This is a genomic window from Polaribacter ponticola (genome assembly GCF_026191475.2).
GTDB lineage: Bacteria > Bacteroidota > Bacteroidia > Flavobacteriales > Flavobacteriaceae > Polaribacter > Polaribacter ponticola.
Map to the genome: position 1 here is coordinate 586,142 of NZ_JAOSLC020000003.1, position 24,095 is coordinate 610,236.

A 24,095-nucleotide genomic window follows, 5' to 3' on the forward strand; every position below is an offset into this window, starting at 1 on the left:
CTATGTTACAAGTAGGAATTATAGGAGGCGCAGGTTATACAGCTGGTGAATTAATCAGGTTGTTATTAAATCACCCGGAAACAAATATCAATTTTGTATTTAGTACTTCTAATGCTGGCAACAAATTGTATAAAGTACATCAAGATTTGGTGGGTTCTACGGAAATTAGTTTTACAAATGAAATAAATGCAGATGTAGATGTTTTATTCTTGTGTTTAGGACATGGAAATTCAACTGCTTTTTTACAAAAAAATAGCTTTTCTGACCATACAAAAATCATTGATTTAAGTAACGATTTTAGATTACTAACTGACAAGAATTTTGAAGGAAAGGACTTTGTGTATGGTTTACCAGAATTAGATAAAGAAGCCATTAAAACGGCAAAATATATTGCAAATCCTGGTTGTTTTGCAACTGCTTTGCAATTGGCAATTTTACCTTTAGCAGCAAATGGTTTGTTAAAAGATAATGTTCATATTAATGCAGTAACTGGTGCAACTGGAGCAGGAACTTCACTTTCTGCAACTACTCATTTTACGTGGAGAGATAATAATTTTTCTCATTATAAAGCATTCAACCACCAGCATTTAGGGGAAATTAATCAGACTGTAAATCAATTACAAAACGATTTTAATTCCGAAATTAATTTTATGCCAAATCGTGGTGATTTTTCTAGAGGAATTTTTGCAACTACGTACACAAAATTTGAAGGTTCTCTTGAAGATGCCAAAAAAATATATAAAGATTATTATAAAGATGCTGCTTTTACATTTGTTTCTGATGAAAGTATCTTTTTAAAGCAAGTTGTAAACACCAACAAATGTTTGGTTCAACTAGAAAAACACGGAAATAAATTATTAATAACAAGTACAATTGACAACCTTTTAAAAGGAGCTTCTGGTGCCGCAATTCAGAATATGAATTTGATGTACGGTTTTGAAGAAACGTTAGGTTTAAATTTAAAGGCAAATTACTTTTAATGCATAGTCATTACGAGGAACGAAGCAATCTGTTTAAAGAGATTACTTCAGTCATTCTTCCTTCGTAATGACATAAAAATAGTTATTATGAAAATAGCAATTATAGGAACAGGAAATTTAGGAAAATCTATTGCAAAGGGTTTGATTACCAACAACGCAATTACTAGTTTATACTTAACCAAAAGAGATTTGGAGGGAATAAAAGAGTTTGATGGTTATAAAAATGTGCATTTAACTACAGATAATATTGAGGCTGTTAAACAATCTGACATTATTATTTTTGCTATTCAACCTGCTCATTTTGAAGGAATTTTAAATGATGTTAAGCCTTTTTTAACCGAAAAACATGTTTTAATTTCTACAATTACAGGGTTTTTAATTCCTAAAATTGAAGGAATAGTTGGTAAAGACAAATTTATTATTAGAGCGATGCCAAATACAGCAATTGCTGTGGGTAAATCGATGACGTGTTTGTGTAGTAATGAACAAGGTGAAAAACGCATTAAGATTGCGGAAGCTATTTTTAATCGTTTAGGACATTCTTTGAGTATTCCTGAGAGTCAAATGCAAGCTGCAACGGTGGTTTGTGCTAGTGGAATTGCCTTTTGGATGCGCTTAATTAGAGCAACTACGCAAGCGGCAATTCAGTTAGGTTTTGACGCCAAAGAAGCACAAGAATTAGCAATGTTTACAAGTGAAGGAGCTGCTAATTTGTTGATAACAAACGGAAATCACCCAGAAGAAGAAATTGATAGAGTTACTACGCCACAAGGTTGTACAATTGAAGGTTTAAATGAAATGGAACACAAAGGATTGAGTTCTTCTTTAATTCAAGGAATGGTTGCTTCATTTCATAAAATTAATAACATCAAAAAAGAACAGATTTAAAGTTGAAATCTGTCATTTAGAGCATAGCGGAGATTCTTAAAATTGTAGATTCTTCGGTTATTCTTCCCTCTGAATGACAAACAAAAAAAGAACAAATATGAGTTTATTTAATGTATATCCACTTTTCGATATCACTCCTGTAAAAGCAGAAGATGTGTATGTTTTTGATGAAAATAATACCAAATATTTAGATTTATATGGCGGACATGCTGTAATTTCTATTGGGCATTCACATCCTAAATATGTAAAACACATTAGTGAGCAAGTTAGTAAATTAGGTTTTTATAGTAATTCTATTCAGAATCCGCTACAGGTTGATTTAGCAACTAAACTTGGCAAATTATCTGGCTGTAAAGAATATCAATTATTTTTATGTAATTCTGGTGCAGAAGCCAATGAAAATGGGTTAAAACTAGCTTCTTTTCATAACGGAAAGAAAAAGGTGATTGCTTTTAAAAACGGTTTTCATGGTAGAACTTCTGCTGCTGTTGCTGCAACAGATAATGCTAAAATTGTTGCGCCAATTAACGCACAACAAGAGGTAGAAATTTTAGAATTAGGAGATTTAGTTGCTCTTGAAAAATCTTTAGCTAAAAACGATGTTTGCGCTGTAATTATAGAGTTTATACAAGGTGTTGGTGGTTTAGATGAAAGTACCGCAGAATTTTACGAAGCAATAAACACGCTTTGTAAAAAGTACAATACGTGTTTTATTGCCGATGAAGTGCAGTCTGGTTTTGGAAGAACTGGCGATTTCTTTGCCTTTCAAAAATACAATGTTACTCCAGATATTATCTCTATTGCCAAAGGAATGGGAAATGGTTTCCCAGTTGGCGGAATTTTAATTCATCCAGATATTAAAGCTTCTTTTGGTTTATTAGGAACCACTTTTGGCGGAAATCATTTAGCTTGTGTAGCTTCTTCAACCGTTTTAGAAGTTATTGAGGAAGAAAAATTAATGCAAAATGCAACAAAAATTTCTGCTTATTTTATTGAAAAAGCGAAAGAAATTTCAGAGATAAAAAACATAAAAGGACGTGGTTTAATGTTAGGATTGGAATTTGATTTTCCTATTGCAGAGCTTCGTAAAAAATTGATTTTCAATCAAAAAATATTTACAGGAAGTGCAAAAAATCCTAATTTATTAAGAATTCTTCCGCCTTTAACCCTCAAAAAAGAACATGTTGATACCTTTTTTGATGCTTTAGAAAAAGAGTTAGCAGTAGGCAGTTTTCAGTAGCAGTTTTCAGTAAATAATACACATGTACAACAGCATAGAGTTTTAACCCTGTGTAAAAATAAAATTATGAAACATTACACCTCAATTAATGATATTGACGATATCAATTCTTGGATTGAAGAAGCCAAAAAACTAAAAGCAACTCCTTTAAAAAATATTGATTTAGGACAATATAAAACCTTGGGATTATTATTTTTTAATTCAAGCTTACGCACGCGTTTAAGTACTCAAAAAGCTGCTTTAAATTTAGGAATGAATCCGATTGTGATGAATGTTTCTGGTGATGCTTGGGGAATTGAATTTGAAGATGGAACTGTAATGAACGGAACTACAGCAGAACATATTAAAGAAGCTGCAGCAGTGGTTTCTCAATATTGTGATGTTATTGCTGTAAGAGCTTTCCCTGGTTTAACAGACAAAGAGAAAGACGAATCTGAACATGTAATTAAATCTTTTGTAAAATATGCCTCTGTACCAATTGTAAGTATGGAAAGTGCAACAGAACACCCTTTGCAAGGTTTTACAGATGCACTTACAATTGCAGAAAATGCCACAAAAAAGAGACCAAAAGTAGTTTTAAGTTGGGCGCCACATATTAAAGCTTTACCGCATGCAGTTGCAAATAGTTTTACACAAGCAATGCAAAAAATGGATGTTGAGTTTGTTATTGCAAATCCGGAAGGTTATAATTTAAGTAAAGAAATTACAAAAGATACAAAAATTTATCACAATCAAAAGGAAGCTTTTAAAGATGCCGATTTTGTGTACACCAAAAACTGGAGTTCTTATGATGAGTATGGACAAGTTTTAAAAACTGATTCCGATTGGTTAATTACAAAAGAAAAAATTGGTGAAGCAAAGTTTATGCATTGTTTACCAGTTAGAAGAAATGTGGTGGTAGAAGATGCTGTTTTAGATTCTGATGCTTCTTTGGTAATTGAACAAGCAAATAACAGAACTTTTGCAGCGCAATTGGTTTTGAAAAAAATATTAGAAGACTTGTAAAGTTTTCGTAATTCTGAACTTGATTCAGAATCTAACAATAAACAAAAAGATACTGAAACAAGTTCAGCACTTATGGAGAAACTATCAATCATAAAAATTGGCGGAAATATTATCGAAGATGAAACTTCTTTAAATGCTTTCTTAAAATTATTTTCTAACCTAGAAGGAAATAAAATTCTCGTTCATGGAGGTGGAAAACGTGCTACTCATATTTCGTCTAAATTAGGTATTGAATCTAAAATGGTAAATGGTAGACGTATTACTGATGCAGAAACTTTAGAGGTTATTACCATGGTTTATGGAGGTTTAGTCAACAAAAATGTAGTTGCTAAATTACAAGCTTTAAACATTGATGCAATTGGTTTAACAGGAGCAGATATTAATAGTATTCAATCAGAAAAAAGACCTGTAAAAGAAGTCGATTTTGGTTTTGTTGGTGATGTTAAAAAAGTTGCATCTAATTCAATAGAAAAACTAATTAAAGCCGATTTCACACCTGTTTTTTGTGCAATTACGCATGATGGAAACGGACAATTATTAAACACAAACGCCGATACTATTGCAAGTACAATTGGTGTTGGAATGAGTAAAATCTACGACACTTCAATATACTATTGTTTTGAATTGAATGGTGTTTTAAAGGATTTTAATGATAAAAATTCGGTTATAAAAACTATAAATGCTGACACCTACAAAGAATTATTAACTACTGAAATTATTACTGACGGAATGATTCCGAAAATAGATAATTGCTTTGATGCTTTAAATAATGGAGTATCAAAAGTACACATTGGAAATACCGCCATGTTAACTAAAGAAAACGACAATTTTACAACTATTACATTATAAAATGAATATCGAAAAATTAACAGAAAACGCAATTTCACTTTTAAAGAATTTGATTGAAACACAATCATTTTCTTCCGAAGAAGAAAATACAGCCAAACTTATTGAAGCTTGGTTTCTAGAGAACGAAATTCCGTTTAAAAGAACTAAAAATAACGTTTGGGCAACCAACAAACATTTTGATAAAAGTAAACCAACATTATTATTAAACTCTCACCACGATACTGTTAAACCAAATTCTGCTTATACAAACGATCCTTTAAAAGCGATTGTTGAAGACGGTAAATTGTATGGTTTAGGTTCAAATGATGCTGGTGGTTGTTTGGTTTCTTTAATTGCAACTTTCACCAACTTTTATGCGCAAGAAAACCTAAAGTATAATTTAGTAATTGTGGCTTCTGCAGAAGAAGAAAGTAGTGGTCCAGACGGATTAAACAGTATGCTTTCTATAATTCCACACATAGATGTTGCCATTGTTGGAGAACCTACTTTAATGAACTTAGCAGTTGCAGAAAAAGGTTTGGTAGTTTTTGATGCAGTTGTAGAAGGAACTCCAAGTCATGCTGCACATCCAAATAACAACAATTCAATCTATAATACTATTGAAGTTTTACAATGGTTTAAAGATTTTAAGTTTGAGAAAACTTCAGAAGCTTTAGGTGATGTAAAAATGACAGTAACTCAAATTAACGCTGGTAAACAGCATAATGTTGTTCCAGCACATGTAGATTTGGTTGTGGATGTTCGAGTAAATGATGCATATTCTAATCAAGAAATTGCAGACTTGTTACAAGAAAAATCACCTTGCACCAAAATAACACCTAGAAGTTTACGATTAAATTCGTCTTCTATTTCAACCAATCACGATTTAGTAAAAGCAGGAATTGAAATGGGAAGAGAAACATACGGTTCTCCAACCTTATCAGATCAATCTGTGTTAACTTGTCAATCTTTAAAATTAGGTCCTGGAGACAGTACACGTTCACATTCTGCAAATGAATTTATTTATTTAGCTGAAATTGAAGAAGGAATTAAAATATACGTTGAATTGTTAAATCGTGTAATTGTATAAAATTAAATAATCGTCATAACGAGGAAGTATGACGAAGTTATCTCTTCATGAATTACGAGATTGCTTCATACCTCGCAATGACATCAAAAAACAGAAATTATGAAGTTGTGGGATAAAGGATTTTCAATAGACAAACAAATAGAAAACTTTACAGTTGGTAATGATAGAGAAATTGATATTCACATTGCAAAATATGATGTTCAAGCTTCTTTAGCGCACGCAATAATGCTAGAATCTATTGGTATTATTACTGATGATGAATTAAAAGATTTAAAAAGAGGTTTGCAAGAATTAGCTTTTGACATTGAGAACGGAACTTTTGTAATTGAAGCTTCTTTTGAGGATGTACATTCTAAAATTGAATGGGAGTTAACAAATAAATTAGGTGAAGTTGGAAAGAAAATTCACACTGCTCGTTCTAGAAACGATCAAGTTTTAGTGGCTTTACAATTGTATTACAAAGACAACTTAAAGTTGATTAATTCAAAAACAAAAGTTCTTTTTGAAACTTTACTTAATCTTGCTGAAACACATAAAGAAAGTTTATTACCTGGTTACACGCATTTACAAGTTGCAATGCCATCTTCTTTTGGATTATGGTTTTCTGCATACGCAGAATTATTAATTGATGACGTATATATGTTGAATGCTGTTTCTAGAGTTGTAGACCAAAATCCTTTAGGTTCTGCTGCTGGTTATGGTTCTTCTTTTCCAATTGATAGAGAATTAACCACCAAAGAATTAAATTTTGCAACATTAAAATACAATGTGGTTGCTGCACAATTAAGTAGAGGAAAAAGTGAACGTTCAATCGCCTCAGCTTTAGGCGGATTGTGTAATACCATGTCTCGTTTTGCAATGGATGTTTGTTTGTATATGAGTCAGAATTTTAATTTTATTTCTTTTCCAGATGAATTAACTACAGGAAGTAGTATTATGCCACACAAGAAAAACCCTGATGTTTTTGAATTAATTCGCGGAAAATGTAATAAAATACAAGCATTACATACAGAAATGGTGCTAATTACCAATAATTTACCAACGGGTTATCACAGAGATTTTCAATTGTTAAAAGAAAACATTATAGCTGCTTTTGAAGATGTAAAAGATATTTTAGACATCTTTAATTATTCAATTCAGCAAGTAATTGTAAAAGATATTGATTTGAATGATAAAAAATATCAATATTTATTTACAGTAGATAGCATCAATAATTTAGTAGTTGAAGGAATGAGTTTTAGAGAAGCCTATCAACAAATTGGCGGACAAGTTCAAGCAGGAACTTACAAACCAGATTTAGGGAAACAACACTCTCATGTTGGTAGTATTCATAATTTGAGTTTGAATAAAATTCGTGAGAAATATCCGAAAAAGTAATAATTAAAACTTAAATTTATTAAATCATTATTTTTATAAGCTTAAAATATGTTATTAACAGTTTTTTTGTGAAATTTTATCAATTCTATCTTTTTTGTTTTTTATCTTTGAAAAGTAAAAGAATTAGAGTATTTAGATTAAACATTATGAAACTAATAATATTATTTATAATTTTAATTGGCTCAAGTGCTAATGCTCAAACTTCAAAAAATACTACTGGCCCTAGAGTTAAGAATAATAAAGTTTGGAAAAATAAAAAAACTTCAACTTTAGTATTAGTTAATAATTACAAAAAGAATTCATTGTTTGGCGGAAAGTTTAAAAACCAAAAACAATGGAATAAAAAAAATCTGATAATAATTTTATTTTGAAAACAAGAAAAAAAGAGGATATAATTGGTCCAAGAGCAAAAAACGCTAAACCTTGGAAAAGAACTAAAAACTCTTTATAAAAAACTTTAAAAATTTTCTAATTGTTATTTTGAAATAAAAAATAAAGCCTAGTTTATAATTAGTAAACAAGGCTTTTAAAATTTTAAGAATTTCCTTATATCATTTAAAAATAAAAGTTAACACCAATACTTGAGCTAAACGAATCATTTAAAGTTACTTCTTTAGAAGTAATTGCATACCATAAATAAGATTCTACAGTACCTACTTCTGCATAAAAATCTATTCCGCTAAAAATTTTTGTTTTCTTAAATTCTTTATGAACTAAAGCACCCGCAAATAATGTAAAATGAAATGCATTTGGCACATAATATCCCTTAGGGTATATACTTGGTAGTGTTGTAAACGAATTTGTTCCAATATCTATACTTGTTGTAAAACCTGCAATGGGAGTTATCACTAAATTTTCTCCAATTTCTTTTCTATAAATTGGAAAAGTATTTTTAATTGTGATTAAATGTATTCTATTTGCTTTTGATTCTGACTCTGGCACATAACCATATAATAATTCTGTATTTAACACCTTATTGAATAACTGATAACCAGCTCCTAAAGATACAAAACCAATGTTTCCTGCAAATTGAACTTTTACATAATCGGGAACATACCAAGCTTTTTCTTTAGCTAAAGTACTTTCTTGTGCATATGATTTTGAAAAAAATAATACGAACAATACGAATATAAAAATGTTTTTATTTTTCATTATTTTCTATAATTCTATAAGTTCGGAATTAAAATTTTTATCTTGAATATGAATAATACTATATGTTGGATCTTTTAGCGCAGGCACAATTAAGTAATCTACCTCTCCCTCTTCATAAAAATAACTATGAGTATGACCATGAACTGAAAGTGAAACGTTATTATTAGCCATTAAAGATCTATACGTCTGTTTCATTTCTGGAGTTAAATCATCACTTACAACAGTAGGAATATGTGCAAAAGCGAATACCTGATTGTAGTTTGCATGATCACTTAAAGTTGTTGCTAACCAATCAAAATCTGGATCTTTTTCACTTTCCCATATAATATCGTCAAACAGTACAAATTTGTTATTGTTAAATACAAAAGAGTAATTATAATCACCAAACATTTGTTTGTAAATAAAACTACCATTTAAATTATAATCGTGATTGCCAATAACTGTAAAATATGGTTTTTTAAGTTTGGTCATTATATCGTAAAAAATCTCATACTCTTTTAATAATGCCTGATCTGCAATATCACCACCAAAAACTACGAACAAAACATCGTCTCTTTTATTAATATCATCAACTACTTTACCAAGGTTGTCATAAGAATAATGCACATCTGTAATAAATGCAAATTTAAAATCTTGTGAATCTATTTTAATATCCTCAAGTAATGCTAAATTTTTTGCAGTATTATTTTTCTGAGAAGATTTTACACTTGCAACATATACGCTATATTCAAAAAAATTATCGCATGTAGTTAGTGTAAATACTATTGTAATAAGCAGTAAGTTTCTTATAAATTTCATTTATTTTTATCTCTATTTTATAAATTAATTTCAATATGTAATTAATAGACGACAAAAATATTAAACCTTACAAAAATAACATCTATTGTTATATTATATTAATAGACAAAAAAGTTGAAGATAAAATTTCTAGTTTTATGGAATTGATAATTTAAAATCAAAACCACAATTAAACTAAAAATGAACATACAAATATTACAATTTTAGCTATTGATATTGTAATTATTTGTAGCAAAATAATAACTCTAGATTTTTAAATTATGAAGATTGAGAACCTTTAATAATAAAACATACATTATATTGGTTGTAATGAAAATTATCTAGCATTTTAAGAAACAGATATAAGCGATATACCTAAAAAAATCAAACTTATTTTAGAACTATTTTATCCAAAACGAGTTTAAATTTTTCATTTTTTTTGTTTCCAATCAGAAATCTAATTTCCTCAATGTAATCTCCAGAAAAATTAGGTTGATTAATTCTCCTTCCTCTAAACGAAGGATACATGTCTTTTAGTGGAATTTCTATTTCTTGCCATTCTTCTGAAGTTGAAAAAGTTGCTATATAAGGATAATAATCACTAGAATTAGATTTAATTCTAAATTGATATTTCTTGCCATCACCTTTTAGCTTAATAACAATTTTTGAATACGCTTTTGTATTTATTTTCAGCAATCTATAGCGTACAGAAGAAAAACCACCATTATTATCTAAAGAAATTTCTCCTGCAAATACACCATTGCCATCAGCATTCAATTTAAATGTACTTGTAGACTTTCCTCCCATTACAACATCATTTACAATTACCCAATTTTGGATGTTTGTAGTTTTATTAAAATCAAATATTGTTTTAGAAATTATCATAGAAAATAAAATTATTGTAATAAATAAGTACTTCATATCATTCTATTTTAACAAATTACATTGTAAACTATTTCTTAAATTGTTCTATCAATAAAACATTACTAAAAATTAACGTAAACGCATAACCTACATCTTCAATAGGTATTGTTAATAAACGAATGCCAAGGTTTTCTGCATTGTTATACCAAACTACAGGTTCTACCAAACCTGTGCCTGTAAGAACACCATTTACTATAAAAAAAGGCACTAAAATAATCAAGAAAGAAATATAAAATCTTTGCAAGTATTTTACTCCAAAGAGTAAACCTATCCATAAAACAAAAACAAGCAAACTATAATTTATAAAAGTATATGCTTTATCATAATTAAAAAAATCACAGGAAATAAAATTAATATAAGAATTCCCGTAATTAACTTTGTATTTTTTTCTGATATTAATAAGTTAGGTTTAAAATAAGCTAATGAATAATGAATAAATATACTCGCATACGGGATGCAGAAAAAGAACATCCATTCTTCAATAGGCATTCCAAAAAGCAATATGTTTAGATGATAATCCGTATTAAAACCCCAAACTCCATTGGCAGTAAAAATAGCATCCCAAATTAAAAAAACTACAGAAACTATTGTTAATGATAACAAAACAGCTTTCAAATGCTTTATAAAACGCATTTTTTTCTCGAAAGAATATAGCAAAGGAATACTTAAGGAACCAATATTTAAAAGTAGGTATAAAAACACTATAATTTTGGTTTTTTAAAATACTTTAAAGGAACAAACAACATACCAAAACACTCTCCTTCTTCCTTTCCTAAATGCTTATGATGAATTTTATGTGCTTTTCTTAATCCTTTTAAATATCTATTATTTGTACGTTTAAACCATTTAAAACGTTGATGAATTAAAACATCATGCACCATAAAATATGCTAAACCATAAAATAAAATACCTAAACCAATATAAAATAAGAATGTATGTTCCGTATAAGTACCAAAATAAAATAAAGCAATACTTGGTATGGCAAAAACAACAAAAAAAGCATCATTTTTTTCAAAAACTCCTTGGTATTTTGGTTGGTGATGATCTTCGTGTAAATACCATCCAAAACCATGCATAACAAATTTGTGCGTTAACCAAGTAACACACTCCATCAATAAAAAAACACCTAAAGTAATCAAAACAAAAACCATTAAATAATATTTAATTTATACTTTACATAACTTCTTGCTAATAGGTTTATTTTCATAGGATCAGAAATTCGTATTCTAGTATCCATAATTTTTTCTGAAGGAACATTACTCAATTTCTTAAGTAATCTTTTATAATACCTAAAAGCCATATACACACCAAATTTTGCTTCTACTGGCAATTTAAGAATCCCTTTTTTGTAAGCAAATTCAAAATCGTCCTCTATTTCTTTGATAATTAAATGTTTTGAAGCTGCATCTAGCTTTCCTAAATCTATATTAGGAAAATAAGATCTATTTAAAACTTCATAATCATCTTTTAAATCACGTAAAAAATTCACTTTCTGAAAAGCAGAACCTAAACGCATTGCAGCATCCTTTAACTCTTCAAATCTTTTATCATCTCCATCTACAAAAACTTTTAAACACATTAAACCAACTACATCTGCAGAACCGTATATATATGCGTCGTATTCTTCTTTTGTTTGATATTCTGTTTTAAATAAATCTGCTTTCATACTTTTTAAGAAAGCTTGTACCATTTCATCGGGAATTTTATACCTATTTACTGTTTGCTGAAAAGAATTTAAAATAGGGTTTAAACTAATTCCTTGTTCTTTTGCCAGATAATAATCTCTTTCAAAATGTTCCATCAACAACTCCTTATCATACTCATGAAAAGTGTCTACAATTTCATCAGCAAAACGAACAAAACCATAAATATTATAAATATCCGTTCTAATCTTTGGTGATAACATTTTTACAGCCAAAGAAAATGAAGTACTATACTTCTTTGTAACTAACTTACTACAATCATTAGAAACGCTATCAAATAATTCTTTCATACTATTTTTGATTTTTAATGATTAATTCTGATACTATTTTCCCTGAAATTAATGCTGGCGGAACTCCAGGTCCTGGAACAGTTAATTGTCCTGTAAAATACAAATTTTTTACTTTACTACTTTTAAGATTTGGTCTTAAAAATGCGGTTTGCAAAAGTGTGTTTGCCATTCCGTATGCATTTCCTTTATAAGAGTTGTATTCTTTTTTAAAGTCTTTAACACAAAACGACTTACTAAATAATACGTGTTTTTTAACCTCTTGGTTTGTTAGTTTCTCAAATCTATCTAATATTTTATGAAAATACTTTTCTCTTAATGCTTCTGTATCTTCTATTCCTGGTGCTAACGGAATTAAGAAAAAACCTGCTTCTTTACCATCTGGAGCAGATGTTTTATCTGTTATAGATGTAAAATTCGCATAAAACAAAGGATCTGTTGGCCATTTAGGATGATCGTAAATTTCTTCTGCATGTAAGTTAAAATCTGTATCAAAAAATAAAGTATGATGACTTACATTTTTAATTTTCTTATCAAAACCGATGTAAAACAAAAGTGAAGATGGCGCAAAAGTTTTTTTACTCCAATATTTTTCAGAATATTGTTTTACATTTTTATCGAGCAACGTTTCTGTATGATGATAATCTGCTCCACTTAAAACTAGCGATGTTTTAATTTTTTCACCATTAACAGTTAAGCCAATAATAGCATTTGAAGCATCTGTTTCAATTTTATCTACATTAGCATTTGTTTTAAAAACAACATCTAAGCTTTCGGCTAATGAAACCATACCTTTAACAACATTATACATTCCTCCTCTTGGATGCCAAGTGCCTAAACCAAAATCTGCATAATTCATAAAATTATAAAAAGCAGGAGTATCACTTGGTTTAGCGCCTAAAAACAAAACAGGGAATTCTAATATTTTAATTAATTTCTGACTTTTTATATTTTTTCTAACTTGCTTACTTATTGTAGAAAAAAACTGAGAAACTCTTGCTACTGTTTTTGTAGTAACCAATTCTAATGGAGAAATACCGGGTCTGTAAACTAAATCTTTTATAGCAGTATCATAATTAGATTTTGCAGAATTTAAAAACGCTTTTAAATGTTTACTACTTCCTTTTTCTTCATTTTCAAAAAGTTGATATATCTCCTCTAATTTACTTGAAATTTTTACTGAAGAATCTTTTCCAAAATAAACTTCATATCCTGGATTTAATTTATCTAAAATGTAGAAATCTGAAGATTTTTTACCAAAATCATTAAAAAAACGCTCAAAAACATCTGGCATCCAATACCAAGAAGGACCAATATCAAAAGTGAAACCATCTTTTTTAAATTGTCTTGCTCTACCACCTAAAGTATCATTCTTCTCTAAAACAGTAACATGATAACCTGCTTTAGCTAAATAACATGATGCAGATAAAGAAGAAAAACCAGAACCGATTATATAAATGTTTTTACTCATATTTTATTTTGTTCAACAAAGATACGTATTTATTAAACAAAATAAAAATTATATTACATTTAACAAATCTGTAATTGAATTGTATAGCTGAATATTAGCATTAAACTTAAGATGCTTAACTTTTTCTACTTTTCTACCAGCTGCAATAAATTGATTATTAGTATTATGCATTACTTCGTTAATATCATTAAAATAAGCTTCAATTTTATCATCGTAAGGTTTAACTGTTAAAGATGTAATAAAACAAATTTCTCTATCTAATTCTAAAAAATAATTTAAATTATTAAGAGGTAAACTCTGACCGAGATAAATTGTATGAAACCCCCTTAAGACTAATTCGTAATTTAAATATAAAAGACCTAATTCATGAATTTCGTTTTCTGGCAAAAACAAAACAAATGTTTTACTAGTGTTGGTAATATTATATTGTAAATTCTCTGTGTTTAATTGAATTTTTTGAGAAATTAAATTTGATATAAAATGCTCATGAGCAGGTAATAATGTTTCTGTTTGCCAAAGTAAACCTACATGATCTAAAAAAGGAATAAAAACGTCCTTAAAAATATCTCTAAATGCTTTTTTCTGCAACAATATATTGTAAGCATTATTAAAAAGAATCTTATCAAACTGAAACATAGATACTTTTAATGCATTTATTGCTTCATCATTTACAGCAGAACTTAATGCTAACTCTCTAGATTTTATTATTATATCTTCATCAGAAAGTGCAGCAATTTTAGAAATTTTATAATTATTATTGTTTAATAAAACAATATTTAAAAGCTTTTGTAAATTTTCTGAACTATAAAATCGAATATTTGTTTCCGTTCTTTTTGGTTGCAATAAATTGTAACGCTTTTCCCATATCCTTATAGTATGCGCTTTAATACCAGAAATATTTTCAAGGTCTTTAATTGTAAAATCCTGCTTAATATTGTTCAATTTATTCTATTTTGTGTTCAACAAATTTAGTGATTTTTTTAAACATAAATATTTCTTAAAATAATTTGTAACATTTTATACTTTTACACTACTTATAGTTAACTAACTAATTTACAAGTGCAGAAAGATTTAGAGACTAAATTTTTATCGGACTTTGAACAAAATCAAAATATAGCTCATAAAATTTGTAGAATTTATACTACAAACCAAGATGCTCATAACGATTTGTTTCAAGAAATCACCATTCAGCTTTGGAAAAATTATTCCAGATTTAGAGGTGATTCAAAGTTTAGTACTTGGATGTATAGAGTTGCCCTAAACACAGCTATTTCTTTGTATAGAAAATCTACAAGAACTGTAAAAACGCAAGATTTTAGTGATTTTGCTTACAAAATTAAAGCTACAACTTACGATAATACAGAAGAGTTGCAGTTAAAAGCATTATATAAAGCAATACATAAGTTAAATGACATTGATAAAGCTTTAATTTTCTTGTATTTAGAAGATAAACCATATAAAGAAATTTCTGAAACCCTTGGTATAACTAGTGTTAATGCTAGGGTAAAAATGAATAGAGCAAAAGAAAAATTAAAAAATATTTTAAACCCATAATTATGGATTTATTAGATAAATATAAAAAGACTTGGGAAAGTCAACCAGAAGAATCAAAAAAATTTTCTAAGGTTGAAATCTACAAATTGGCGCATTCTAAATCTTCATCTATTGTAAAATGGATTTTTATTGTTGGTCTTTTAGAACTTGCTTTTTGGTTAACTATTAATATGTTAATACCAGATAGCTTTTATAAAGTATATGAAGATTTAAATTTAGAAAATCAAGTTAACTTCTTTATGATATTACATTATCTTGTAATTATTGTTTTCTTGTATTTCTTTTATTTAAATTATAAAAAAATATCTGCAGTAGATAACACTAAAAAACTAATTCATAAAATTTTAAAAATTAGAAATACAGTAAAATACTATGTTTACTATAATTTAGCTATTGTCTTTTTATCAAGTTTTATACTCAACAGTGTATTAATGAGTGATTCTGATAAGTTGATGAAAATTATGAATCCAGATAATTTATCGGTAGATATTAACCAACTAATAACTGTTACTATTATTAGCCAAATAATTGCAGTTTTAATATTTATGGTTCTTTTGTGGCTCTTTTATAAATTAATTTATGGATATTTATTAAAAAAATTAAACAAAAACCATAAAGAATTAATTAAATTAGAAGAATTATAATCAATTTTTATGAAAAAATTCATCTTACTTTTAAGTTTAAGTTTTACTATAACTAGTTTTTCTCAGCAATCTAATTTTTGGGAGAACGTGCGTTATGGTGGTGGTTTTACTATGAGTTTTGGAAATCAAACAACAATTGGTATTTCTCCTAGTGCAGTTTATGATTTTCAAAATGGGTTTTCTTTAGGTACAGGTTTAACCTATATTTATAGTGAAATTGGCGCTTCTACAACAAATGTTTATGCTGGAAGTTTAATTTCTTTATATCAAGTACCCAAAGTAGGAATTCAACTTTCTGGAGAATTTGAACAATCATTTGCAAAACAAACAGCAAACTCCATTAACACAAATACAAGTTTTCCTGCTTTATACTTAGGAGCTGCTTATAATAAAGGTAGGTTCGCTTTTGGTTTTAGGTATGATGTTTTGTATGACGATAACAAAAGCGTTTATGCTTCTCCGTTTTCACCAATTGTTCGTTTTTACTTTTAAAAATTTTTTAACTCGTTTAATAAAATTTCGTGCATTTCATCTGTATAATCTAAATGTGTAACAATTCTTATTTTTCCTTCTCCCATTGGAGTTAAAAGAATGTTTTTTGTTGCCATTTTCTCTATAAAATTATCAGCTCCAATTTTATCATCCACATAAAAAATAAGAATATTAGTTTCTACAGGCTCTATTTTAGTAATGTAATTACAGGTTTCTAAAACAGCTGCAATTTCTTTGGCTTTTTTATGATCTTCTGCCAACCTTTCTACATTATTATCTATAGCATAAATACCAGCAGCAGCTAAAAAACCAACTTGCCTCATACCACCGCCTAACATTTTTCTAAGCCTTAATGCGTAAGCGATATCTTTTTTAGAACCCAATAAAAGAGAACCTATTGGCGCTCCTAAACCTTTAGATAAGCATATAGAAATGGTATCAAAAAGTTCGCCATATTGTTTTGGAGTTTCGTTTTTTGCTACCATTGCATTAAACAATCTTGCTCCATCTAAATGATATGCCAAATTATTTTTTTGCCACTTGTTTAATTTTTTCTAATTCAGAAAAATCCCAACAAGCTCCACCTCCTTTATTTGTAGTGTTTTCTACACAAATCATCTTGGTAAAGGGTAAATAAATCTGTGGTTTTACAGCTGCAAATTCTTCAATTTGTTTTGCGGTAAACATACCTCTATTACCATCTATTAACTTACAAGTAACCCCAGAATTAAATGCTACTCCACCACTCTCATAATTATAAATATGAGCATATTTATCTGCAATAATTAAATCTCCTGGTTGTGTATGTAATTTTATGGCAGTTTGGTTTGCCATTGTACCTGATGGAAAAAATAGAGCATCTTCCATACCAAACATTTTTGCAGCTTTTTGCTCTAATGCATTTACAGTAGGATCCATTTTAAAAACGTCGTCACCAACTTTAGCACTCATCATAGCATCCAACATTCCTTTTGTTGGTTTGGTTACTGTATCAGAAATTAAATCAATTATCATTTAATAAATTATTTTTTTTAATGTTTATAATCACTCCCAATTGGCGAGCCGTCAGGTATTTTAGGCGCATACGTTTTCTTAAATAAAGTCGGATTTTTAATAAAATCGTCAATCATTTTAATCAATGTAATATTGTATATTTTTTGAACTCCATCATCATTTTTATTTTTTAATAAAGTTTTTATTTCTCCTAATTTAAAAAACACAATTGCATTTACCTGTTTGTATTGATTTTTGTTAGCTGCTAAAACAAATAACTGCTCTAAAACTTTAGTATTTATTACATTTTGTAATTCTTGAAAATAGGAATCTTTATGCACTTTTTTAATCGTTTTAGAAATTAACTCATCTATTAACTCATCTAAACCTAATTGTCTTTTTTCTAAACTCTTATGAGCTATTAATCTTGATGCTCTTTGCGAATTTAACAATAAATTTAAGGTCATTTCAGCAGCAGTTTCTACAGCACCAAAAGCATCAAACTCTACACCTAAATCACTATTAAAAGACTCTCTACTTCTACCATAACCCATAGCTCTAGGCGGAAATAATGCTAATTTCTCTTTAGGGATTGCAATTTCATCTACCGCAATTGTTTTTAAAACTGCTTGTAAAGCAATTCTTTCAGTTGTACCAGAAACACGTTTTACAATTGTTTGGTTATCTCCTTTAACAGCATAAGAATAATCTAAACCTCCAATTAATTTTACTGTTGCTTCAGTTTGAAAACGATGAAAAAAATACAAAGGCACAAACACATCTTCTAAAACAGAATAAGGCTGATTTGCTTTTATATTATCCGTAGAAAAATTATTTATTGCCGATTTTCTAATTTTTAAAACGGTGTACAACTCATCATATATATTTCCTCCATTATCCCATAAATGTGCCGTAGAACTCGCACTTCCTTGAGATCTTGCATCTTGATCAGACAAATACTTTAAGCCATTTTTGCCGGCATTTTCTAAAATCAATTTTAATTCGTTTTCTTCGTTTTTATTATCAGCAAAATCTTGGTAAAAATAATTTACTACAACTTTGTCCCAAGCTCCTATTTTAGAATCGTATGCGTTAGAAAAATCGATTTTATCATTTTTCATCGTAAACTTTGGATGCGGATAATCCATTACAGAAGCTCTACCATTTGTACTTGCAGCAAAATTATGAGCAAAACCTAAAGTATGCCCAATTTCGTGTGCAGATAATTGTCTAATTCTTGCAATTGCCATCTGCAAGGCAAAATCATCATCAACTTTATTATTTTTATAAGGAGCTTGTAACGCTTGTGCAATTAAAAAATCTTGTCGAATTCTTAAACTTCCTAAACTTACATGACCTTTAATAATTTCGCCTGTTCTTGGATCGGAAATACTTCCACCATAACTCCAACCACGAGTAGAACGATGAACCCATTGTACCATATTATAACGAATATCTAAAGGATCTGCGCCTTCTGGTAACATTTTCATTTGAAAAGCATTTTTATAACCTGCAGCTTCAAAGGCTTGATTCCACCAACGTCCACCTTCTAATAATGCAGAACGAACTGGTTCTGGTGTTCCTCTATCCAAATAGTAAATTATGGGATCTTTAGCTTCAGAAATTTTAGCATTCGGATTTTTCTTTTCCAATCGATGTCTATAAATAAATCTCTTTTTTATTGATTGATTAACGGGTGTTGCATAATCTAAATAAGACATTGCGTAACCTCCAGAACGCGTATCAAATTTTCTTGGCTTGTACTTATTATCTGGTAAAGCAACAAAAGAATGATGCTGATTTACACTAACCAAACTCGCATTTGGTGTTACACTTCTTATATTATATCCTTTAGGAGAACCTTTAAAAGTTAGCAATACATCAAATTCAACATTTTTAGGAAACGCTTTTGTTCTTTCTAAATTAAAAGCAGATTTACTCTTATCTAAACTATAACTCCCTTGTTTGTTTCTTGCTAAAGTTGATGCAACACCATGTGCATCTCTCATAAAAAAAGAGGTTGCATCCACTAAAAACTTTCCATTTTTCTTTTCTTTGATAATAAAACCATGTAAAACCGATTTTGCGAAGGCCTCTTTAACAGATTGTTTTTCTTCCTTATTATCGGTAATTGCTCTAAAGTTTTGATTTGGCTGAACTAGTAATAATTTATTCCCTGCTTTTTTAAAATACACTACTACTCCATCTCCTAATTGACCTCTATCTAAACCAATATCGTTAGAACCAACACCTTCCGAAAGTGAACGCACGTAAAGAAAATCGATTTCCAAATCATCTATTTGAAGAAATATTTTATCAGAATGATCATCATAATAAAAAGTAAAATAACCTTCATATTTTGAAATTCCTTTTTGTAGTTTTTTACCTGATTTCTCAATAAAAAATTGAGAAAAACCAGCTTTTGAAAAAGCAATAAAAAACAAAATAAATAGTAATTTTTTCATGATTGATATATTTTCTATAAATCTATAAAATAACTATCGTCTTTAAAAAGAAGTATTCTTAAAATTTCATTTATTTTTGTACAGCTTATGATTACACAAGACCAACTTAAAGATATTGCTACAAGAATAGAGAAATTGAAATCTTATTTAGAGATTGATAAAAAACTCATTGAAATAGCCAATGAAGAAGAGAAAACAGTAGATCCTGATTTTTGGAACGATCCAAAAGCAGCAGAAATACTAATGAAAGAATTACGTTTTAAGAAAAAATGGGTAGAAGATTACAACAAAACGATTTCTCTAAACGAAGATGTAACTGTTTTATATGACTTTTATAAAGAAGGAGAAGTTGAAGAAACAGAAGTAATAGAGCAGTTCGAAAAAGCGAGCACCTTTTTAGAAGATTTAGAATTTAGAAACATGCTATCTGAAGAAGGAGATTCTCTTTCTGCAACCATACAAATAAATGCTGGCGCTGGCGGAACAGAAAGTTGCGACTGGGTAGAAATGTTATCTAGAATGTACACAATGTGGGCAGAAAAACAAGGTTTTAAACTTAAAACATTAAACTATCAAGCCGGTGATGTCGCTGGTTTAAAAACAATAACAATAGAAATTGAGGGTGATTATGCCTTTGGTTGGTTAAAAGGAGAAAATGGTGTGCATCGTTTAGTTCGTATTTCACCTTTCGATTCTAATGGTAAACGACATACAACTTTTGGTTCTGTTTATGTTTTTCCGGTTGCAGACGACTCTATAGAAATAGAAATAAATTCGGCAGATGTTGAGATTGTAACTGCACGTTCTAGTGGTGCTGGTGGACAAAATGTAAACAAAGTAGAAACTAAAGTTCAGTTAACACACAAACCAACCGGAATTCAAATTTCGTGTTCTAACTCTCGCTCTCAACACGATAATAGAGCAACTGCAATGAAAATGCTAAAGTCTCAATTGTATGAAATTGAATTAAAAAAACAACAAGCTACAAGAGACGAAATTGAATCTGGAAAACTAAAAACTGAATGGGGAAGTCAGATTCGTAATTATGTAATGCATCCTTATAAATTAGTAAAAGACGTAAGAACTGCACACGAAACTGGTAATGTAGATAATGTTATGAATGGTGATTTAGATCCCTTTTTAAAAGCATATTTAATGTTAAATGGACAGAAATCAGTTAGCAGTATTTAGCACTCAGTATTTAGTATTCAGTATTCAGTATTCAGTATTCAGTATTCAGTATTCAGTATTCAGTATTCAGTATTCAGTATTCAAAACTAAAAAAACTTTGAGACTTTGAAACTTTGAAACTTTGAAACTTTGAAACTTTGAAACTTTGAAACTTTGAAACATAAATAAAAATGATAAAAATATACCACAATAACAGATGCAGTAAATCTCGCTGCGGAATAGAACTTTTAGAAAACTCTGGAAAAGAGTTTGAGGTTGTAAAATATTTAGAAGAAATACCTACAGAAAAAGAATTGGCAGAGATTGTTAAATTATTAGGTATTACTCCTATTCAATTAGTACGTAAAACAGAAAAAATTTGGAAAGAAGAATTTAAAGGAAAAGAACTCTCCGATTCAGAAATTATTGCTGCAATGGTTAATAATCCTAAATTAATTGAACGTCCAATTGTAATAAATGGAAACAAAGCAGTTATCGGCAGACCAACAGAAAATATTTTAAACATTATATAAATAAACGGATAAAAAAACTCATTCATAAATTATGAATGAGTTTTTTTATTGAATATTATATAAAAACTACTTTCCTTCAGCAGCTTTTTTTGCTTCTCTTTTTAATTTCATGTTTTCCCAAATTGTACCACCAATCCAATAAGGCACTACAAATGTTAATAGGAATATTAACAACCAAAATCCAGCTGTAAAAATAAACATGAATAAAACTAAACCTGAAAATTCTGAAAAATCTAACATTTGTATGTATTTGTAATAGTAAAATGGTTATAAATGCAAAAATAATATATATTTTCAAATATCAACATCAAAATTTAAAAATTTTTAAGATTTATAATAAATAGAATATTTTTCACTTTGTTAAATTACAAGATAAAATAAAAAAGAGTCTACAATATTCATCTTTCTTTTTTGTAAATTTGTCTTCTCTTAAATTACATTTAAAATGACAAAGTACAGAATTGAAAAAGATACAATGGGTAATGTAAATGTGCCTGCAGATAAATATTGGGGAGCTCAAACTGAGCGCTCTAGAAACAACTTTAAAATAGGACCTTCTGGTTCTATGCCTTTAGAAGTAGTTTACGGTTTTGCTTATCTTAAAAAAGCAGCAGCATACACAAATTGTGAGTTAAGTGTTTTAACTGAAGAAAAAAGAGATTTAATTGCACAAGTTTGTGATGAAATTTTAGCAGGTAAACACGATAATCAATTCCCTTTAGTAATTTGGCAAACTGGTTCTGGTACGCAATCAAATATGAATGTAAATGAAGTAATTGCTAATAGAGCACACGAAATTGCAGGTAATATTATTGGTGAAGGTGACAAAACCATTCAACCAAATGATGATGTAAATAAATCACAATCATCTAATGATACTTTTCCTACAGGAATGCATATTGCTGCATACAAGAAAATTGTAGAAAATACTATTCCTGGTATTACGCAGTTAAGAGATACTTTAAAAGCAAAATCTGAAGCATTTAAAGATGTTGTAAAAATTGGTAGAACACATTTAATGGATGCTACTCCACTTACACTAGGTCAAGAATTTTCTGGCTATGTTGCTCAATTAAACTTTGGTTTAAAAGCATTAAACAATACTTTAGAGCACTTATCTCAATTAGCTTTAGGAGGAACTGCTGTTGGTACAGGTCTAAATACTCCTGCAGGGTATGATGTTTTAGTTGCAAAATATATTGCTGAGTTTACAGAATTACCTTTTGTAACTGCAGAAAATAAATTTGAAGCTTTAGCGGCGCATGATGCTTTAGTAGAAACGCACGGAGCATTAAAACAAATTGCAGTTTCTTTAAATAAAATTGCAAACGATATTCGTTTAATGGCTTCAGGACCTAGATCTGGTATTGGAGAACTTATAATACCTGCAAACGAACCAGGTTCATCTATAATGCCTGGTAAAGTAAACCCTACACAAGCAGAAGCGATGACAATGGTTTGTGCACAAGTTATGGGTAATGATGTTGCTGTTACTGTTGGTGGTACGCAAGGTCATTATGAATTAAACGTTTTTAAACCAATGATGGCTGCTAACGTTTTACAATCTGCTCAATTAATTGGAGATGCTTGTGTTTCTTTTGATGAAAACTGTGCTGCAGGCATAGAACCTAACAGAACTAGAATTACTGAATTAGTAAATAACTCTTTAATGCTAGTTACAGCTTTAAATACCAAAATTGGATATTACAAAGCGGCTGAAATTGCGAATACTGCTCACCAAAACGGTACAACTTTAAAAGTTGAAGCTGTACGTTTAGGATATGTTACTCCAGAACAATATGACGAATGGGTAAAACCAGAAGAAATGATTGGAGCACTTAAATAACTAAAAGAATAAATTTTAAAAGCTGTAATTTATTTTACAGCTTTTTTTAGCCCTAAAAACGAAATAAAATGACGAATCACGAAGAATTTATGAGTCAAGCTGTAAAAGCTGCTTTAAAAGGAATGAGTAATAACGAAGGTGGTCCTTTTGGATGTATTGTTGTTAAAGATGGAGAAATTGTTGGACGTGGAAACAATAAAGTTACTTCTACTAATGACCCTACAGCACATGCAGAAGTTACAGCAATTAGAGATGCTTGTAAAAATTTAGAATCTTTTCAATTAGATGGCTGTATTGTTTACACCTCTTGCGAACCTTGCCCAATGTGTTTAGGTGCAATTTATTGGGCAAGACCAGATAAAGTTTTCTATGGAAGCAACCAACAAGATGCTGCTAATATTGGTTTTGACGATGAATTTATTTACAAAGAAATTCCTCTTCCTTATGAAAAAAGAAGCATCCCTTTTGAGCAAGTTGGAAGAGAAATTGCTTTAGAGCCTTTTAACAAATGGTCTGAGAAACAAGATAAAATTGAATATTAAATTCCTATAAAACCTAAACGAAAGTTTAGGTTTTTTTATACAGTTAAGTTTGGTTTGTTTCTAAGCTCATTTTTAGTTAAATTCGCTAACTACGAATATAGAACATTAAAAATGTCACTTATTCATTTTAACGG

Annotated in this window: 26 protein-coding genes and 1 pseudogene; 15 read left to right on the top strand and 12 right to left on the bottom strand. The window is 29.2% G+C overall.

Going from position 1 to position 24,095, the window contains the following annotated elements:
- The first annotated feature begins 2 nt into the window (after window positions 1–2).
- The 8 genes from argC (at window position 3) to N5A56_RS07605 (ending at window position 7,779) form a co-directional block, all read left to right on the top strand.
- A complete protein-coding gene (gene argC / locus N5A56_RS07570; RefSeq protein ID WP_265724909.1) occupies window positions 3–980 on the top strand; it encodes an N-acetyl-gamma-glutamyl-phosphate reductase in 978 nt (325 codons plus the stop codon).
- An 87-nt stretch (window positions 981–1,067) separates the two neighbouring features.
- Entirely contained in the window at window positions 1,068–1,868 is an 801-nt protein-coding gene (gene proC / locus N5A56_RS07575; protein ID WP_265724910.1) for a pyrroline-5-carboxylate reductase, read from the top strand.
- 97 nt (window positions 1,869–1,965) lie between these two features.
- Window positions 1,966–3,108, top strand: coding sequence for an aspartate aminotransferase family protein (locus tag N5A56_RS07580; RefSeq protein WP_265724911.1), 1,143 nt, complete (start codon window positions 1,966–1,968; stop codon window positions 3,106–3,108).
- A 66-nt stretch (window positions 3,109–3,174) separates the two neighbouring features.
- Complete coding sequence (locus N5A56_RS07585) at window positions 3,175–4,113, top strand: N-acetylornithine carbamoyltransferase (protein ID WP_265724912.1); 939 nt, start codon at window positions 3,175–3,177, stop codon at window positions 4,111–4,113.
- A gap of 72 nt (window positions 4,114–4,185) precedes the next feature.
- Complete coding sequence (gene argB, locus N5A56_RS07590; RefSeq protein WP_265724913.1) at window positions 4,186–4,962, top strand: acetylglutamate kinase; 777 nt, start codon at window positions 4,186–4,188, stop codon at window positions 4,960–4,962.
- Between the two features lies 1 nt (window position 4,963).
- Window positions 4,964–6,031, top strand: a complete 1,068-nt coding sequence (locus N5A56_RS07595; RefSeq protein ID WP_265724914.1) for a M20 family metallo-hydrolase — start codon at window positions 4,964–4,966, stop codon at window positions 6,029–6,031.
- 99 nt (window positions 6,032–6,130) lie between these two features.
- On the top strand, window positions 6,131–7,408 hold the full coding sequence (argH, locus tag N5A56_RS07600) for an argininosuccinate lyase (protein WP_265724915.1): 1,278 nt from the start codon (window positions 6,131–6,133) through the stop codon (window positions 7,406–7,408).
- A 146-nt stretch (window positions 7,409–7,554) separates the two neighbouring features.
- Window positions 7,555–7,779: a hypothetical protein gene (locus tag N5A56_RS07605; RefSeq protein WP_274270308.1), complete on the top strand. Its 225-nt coding sequence runs from the start codon at window positions 7,555–7,557 to the stop codon at window positions 7,777–7,779.
- Between the two features lie 184 nt (window positions 7,780–7,963).
- On the opposite strand, the gene N5A56_RS07610 is transcribed toward N5A56_RS07605, so the two are convergent.
- The 9 genes from N5A56_RS07610 to N5A56_RS07650 form a co-directional block, all read right to left on the bottom strand.
- Window positions 7,964–8,560, bottom strand: coding sequence for a hypothetical protein (locus N5A56_RS07610; protein ID WP_265724917.1), 597 nt, complete (start codon window positions 8,558–8,560; stop codon window positions 7,964–7,966).
- Between the two features lie 6 nt (window positions 8,561–8,566).
- Complete coding sequence (locus tag N5A56_RS07615; protein WP_265724918.1) at window positions 8,567–9,358, bottom strand: metallophosphoesterase family protein; 792 nt, start codon at window positions 9,356–9,358, stop codon at window positions 8,567–8,569.
- A 369-nt stretch (window positions 9,359–9,727) separates the two neighbouring features.
- Window positions 9,728–10,258 (bottom strand): CIA30 family protein, encoded by a 531-nt coding sequence (locus N5A56_RS07620; RefSeq protein ID WP_265724919.1) that lies wholly within the window; start codon window positions 10,256–10,258, stop codon window positions 9,728–9,730.
- 31 nt (window positions 10,259–10,289) lie between these two features.
- Complete coding sequence (locus tag N5A56_RS07625) at window positions 10,290–10,553, bottom strand: lycopene cyclase domain-containing protein (RefSeq protein ID WP_265724920.1); 264 nt, start codon at window positions 10,551–10,553, stop codon at window positions 10,290–10,292.
- A gap of 8 nt (window positions 10,554–10,561) precedes the next feature.
- On the bottom strand, window positions 10,562–10,963 hold the full coding sequence (locus tag N5A56_RS07630) for a lycopene cyclase domain-containing protein (protein WP_265724921.1): 402 nt from the start codon (window positions 10,961–10,963) through the stop codon (window positions 10,562–10,564).
- Window positions 10,963–11,412 carry a sterol desaturase family protein gene (locus N5A56_RS07635; protein ID WP_265724922.1) on the bottom strand — a complete coding sequence of 150 codons (450 nt, stop codon included), beginning with the start codon at window positions 11,410–11,412 and terminating at the stop codon, window positions 10,963–10,965. The genes N5A56_RS07630 and N5A56_RS07635 overlap by 1 nt, the downstream gene beginning before the upstream one ends.
- Window positions 11,412–12,254, bottom strand: a complete 843-nt coding sequence (locus N5A56_RS07640) for a phytoene/squalene synthase family protein (protein WP_265724923.1) — start codon at window positions 12,252–12,254, stop codon at window positions 11,412–11,414. The genes N5A56_RS07635 and N5A56_RS07640 overlap by 1 nt, the downstream gene beginning before the upstream one ends.
- Window position 12,255: 1 nt before the next feature.
- Window positions 12,256–13,722: a phytoene desaturase family protein gene (locus N5A56_RS07645; protein ID WP_265724924.1), complete on the bottom strand. Its 1,467-nt coding sequence runs from the start codon at window positions 13,720–13,722 to the stop codon at window positions 12,256–12,258.
- Between the two features lie 48 nt (window positions 13,723–13,770).
- Complete coding sequence (locus N5A56_RS07650; RefSeq protein ID WP_265724925.1) at window positions 13,771–14,664, bottom strand: MerR family transcriptional regulator; 894 nt, start codon at window positions 14,662–14,664, stop codon at window positions 13,771–13,773.
- Window positions 14,665–14,781: 117 nt separating this feature from the next.
- Here N5A56_RS07650 and N5A56_RS07655 point away from each other — a divergent pair, with 117 nt between their 5' ends.
- From N5A56_RS07655 to N5A56_RS07665, 3 genes are read left to right on the top strand one after another with little or no spacing between them, the layout of a single operon-like run.
- Window positions 14,782–15,276: an RNA polymerase sigma factor gene (locus tag N5A56_RS07655; RefSeq protein ID WP_265724926.1), complete on the top strand. Its 495-nt coding sequence runs from the start codon at window positions 14,782–14,784 to the stop codon at window positions 15,274–15,276.
- 2 nt (window positions 15,277–15,278) lie between these two features.
- Window positions 15,279–15,920 (top strand): hypothetical protein, encoded by a 642-nt coding sequence (locus N5A56_RS07660; RefSeq protein WP_265724927.1) that lies wholly within the window; start codon window positions 15,279–15,281, stop codon window positions 15,918–15,920.
- A 9-nt stretch (window positions 15,921–15,929) separates the two neighbouring features.
- The gene (locus tag N5A56_RS07665) at window positions 15,930–16,412 is read left to right on the top strand and encodes a hypothetical protein (RefSeq protein ID WP_265724928.1); all 483 of its coding nucleotides are present in this window, start codon (window positions 15,930–15,932) and stop codon (window positions 16,410–16,412) included.
- On the opposite strand, the pseudogene N5A56_RS07670 reads toward N5A56_RS07665, so the two are convergent.
- Both N5A56_RS07670 and N5A56_RS07675 read right to left on the bottom strand, forming a co-directional pair.
- Window positions 16,409–17,426 (bottom strand): annotated as a pseudogene (locus N5A56_RS07670) (threonine aldolase family protein). The gene N5A56_RS07665 and the pseudogene N5A56_RS07670 overlap by 4 nt on opposite strands.
- Window positions 17,427–17,443: 17 nt before the next feature.
- Window positions 17,444–19,870 (bottom strand): zinc-dependent metalloprotease, encoded by a 2,427-nt coding sequence (locus N5A56_RS07675; protein WP_265724929.1) that lies wholly within the window; start codon window positions 19,868–19,870, stop codon window positions 17,444–17,446.
- An 87-nt stretch (window positions 19,871–19,957) separates the two neighbouring features.
- On the opposite strand from N5A56_RS07675, the gene prfB reads away from it, so the two are divergent.
- Both prfB and arsC read left to right on the top strand, forming a co-directional pair.
- Complete coding sequence (prfB, locus tag N5A56_RS07680) at window positions 19,958–21,061, top strand: peptide chain release factor 2 (protein ID WP_265724930.1); 1,104 nt, start codon at window positions 19,958–19,960, stop codon at window positions 21,059–21,061.
- A gap of 170 nt (window positions 21,062–21,231) precedes the next feature.
- Window positions 21,232–21,573: an arsenate reductase (glutaredoxin) gene (gene arsC / locus N5A56_RS07685; protein WP_265724931.1), complete on the top strand. Its 342-nt coding sequence runs from the start codon at window positions 21,232–21,234 to the stop codon at window positions 21,571–21,573.
- A 66-nt stretch (window positions 21,574–21,639) separates the two neighbouring features.
- On the opposite strand, the gene N5A56_RS07690 is transcribed toward arsC, so the two are convergent.
- On the bottom strand, window positions 21,640–21,813 hold the full coding sequence (locus N5A56_RS07690) for a hypothetical protein (RefSeq protein WP_169835736.1): 174 nt from the start codon (window positions 21,811–21,813) through the stop codon (window positions 21,640–21,642).
- A gap of 205 nt (window positions 21,814–22,018) precedes the next feature.
- On the opposite strand from N5A56_RS07690, the gene fumC reads away from it, so the two are divergent.
- Entirely contained in the window at window positions 22,019–23,419 is a 1,401-nt protein-coding gene (fumC, locus tag N5A56_RS07695) for a class II fumarate hydratase (RefSeq protein WP_265724932.1), read from the top strand.
- Window positions 23,420–23,487: 68 nt separating this feature from the next.
- Complete coding sequence (locus N5A56_RS07700) at window positions 23,488–23,961, top strand: nucleoside deaminase (RefSeq protein WP_265724933.1); 474 nt, start codon at window positions 23,488–23,490, stop codon at window positions 23,959–23,961.
- Window positions 23,962–24,095: the final 134 nt, after the last annotated feature.

Bases quoted from the DNA above. Each gene is read 5' to 3' on its own strand.
- argC (WP_265724909.1), top strand. From the start codon at position 3: ATGTTACAAGTAGGAATTATAGGAGGCGCAGGTTATACAGCTGGTGAA.
- proC (WP_265724910.1), top strand. From the start codon at position 1,068: ATGAAAATAGCAATTATAGGAACAGGAAATTTAGGAAAATCTATTGCA.
- N5A56_RS07580 (WP_265724911.1), top strand. From the start codon at position 1,966: ATGAGTTTATTTAATGTATATCCACTTTTCGATATCACTCCTGTAAAA.
- N5A56_RS07585 (WP_265724912.1), top strand. From the start codon at position 3,175: ATGAAACATTACACCTCAATTAATGATATTGACGATATCAATTCTTGG.
- argB (WP_265724913.1), top strand. From the start codon at position 4,186: ATGGAGAAACTATCAATCATAAAAATTGGCGGAAATATTATCGAAGAT.
- N5A56_RS07595 (WP_265724914.1), top strand. From the start codon at position 4,964: ATGAATATCGAAAAATTAACAGAAAACGCAATTTCACTTTTAAAGAAT.
- argH (WP_265724915.1), top strand. From the start codon at position 6,131: ATGAAGTTGTGGGATAAAGGATTTTCAATAGACAAACAAATAGAAAAC.
- N5A56_RS07605 (WP_274270308.1), top strand. From the start codon at position 7,555: ATGAAACTAATAATATTATTTATAATTTTAATTGGCTCAAGTGCTAAT.
- N5A56_RS07610 (WP_265724917.1), bottom strand. From the start codon at position 8,560: ATGAAAAATAAAAACATTTTTATATTCGTATTGTTCGTATTATTTTTT.
- N5A56_RS07615 (WP_265724918.1), bottom strand. From the start codon at position 9,358: ATGAAATTTATAAGAAACTTACTGCTTATTACAATAGTATTTACACTA.
- N5A56_RS07620 (WP_265724919.1), bottom strand. From the start codon at position 10,258: ATGAAGTACTTATTTATTACAATAATTTTATTTTCTATGATAATTTCT.
- N5A56_RS07635 (WP_265724922.1), bottom strand. From the start codon at position 11,412: ATGGTTTTTGTTTTGATTACTTTAGGTGTTTTTTTATTGATGGAGTGT.
- N5A56_RS07640 (WP_265724923.1), bottom strand. From the start codon at position 12,254: ATGAAAGAATTATTTGATAGCGTTTCTAATGATTGTAGTAAGTTAGTT.
- N5A56_RS07645 (WP_265724924.1), bottom strand. From the start codon at position 13,722: ATGAGTAAAAACATTTATATAATCGGTTCTGGTTTTTCTTCTTTATCT.
- N5A56_RS07660 (WP_265724927.1), top strand. From the start codon at position 15,279: ATGGATTTATTAGATAAATATAAAAAGACTTGGGAAAGTCAACCAGAA.
- N5A56_RS07665 (WP_265724928.1), top strand. From the start codon at position 15,930: ATGAAAAAATTCATCTTACTTTTAAGTTTAAGTTTTACTATAACTAGT.
- N5A56_RS07675 (WP_265724929.1), bottom strand. From the start codon at position 19,870: ATGAAAAAATTACTATTTATTTTGTTTTTTATTGCTTTTTCAAAAGCT.
- prfB (WP_265724930.1), top strand. From the start codon at position 19,958: ATGATTACACAAGACCAACTTAAAGATATTGCTACAAGAATAGAGAAA.
- arsC (WP_265724931.1), top strand. From the start codon at position 21,232: ATGATAAAAATATACCACAATAACAGATGCAGTAAATCTCGCTGCGGA.
- N5A56_RS07690 (WP_169835736.1), bottom strand. From the start codon at position 21,813: ATGTTAGATTTTTCAGAATTTTCAGGTTTAGTTTTATTCATGTTTATT.
- fumC (WP_265724932.1), top strand. From the start codon at position 22,019: ATGACAAAGTACAGAATTGAAAAAGATACAATGGGTAATGTAAATGTG.
- N5A56_RS07700 (WP_265724933.1), top strand. From the start codon at position 23,488: ATGACGAATCACGAAGAATTTATGAGTCAAGCTGTAAAAGCTGCTTTA.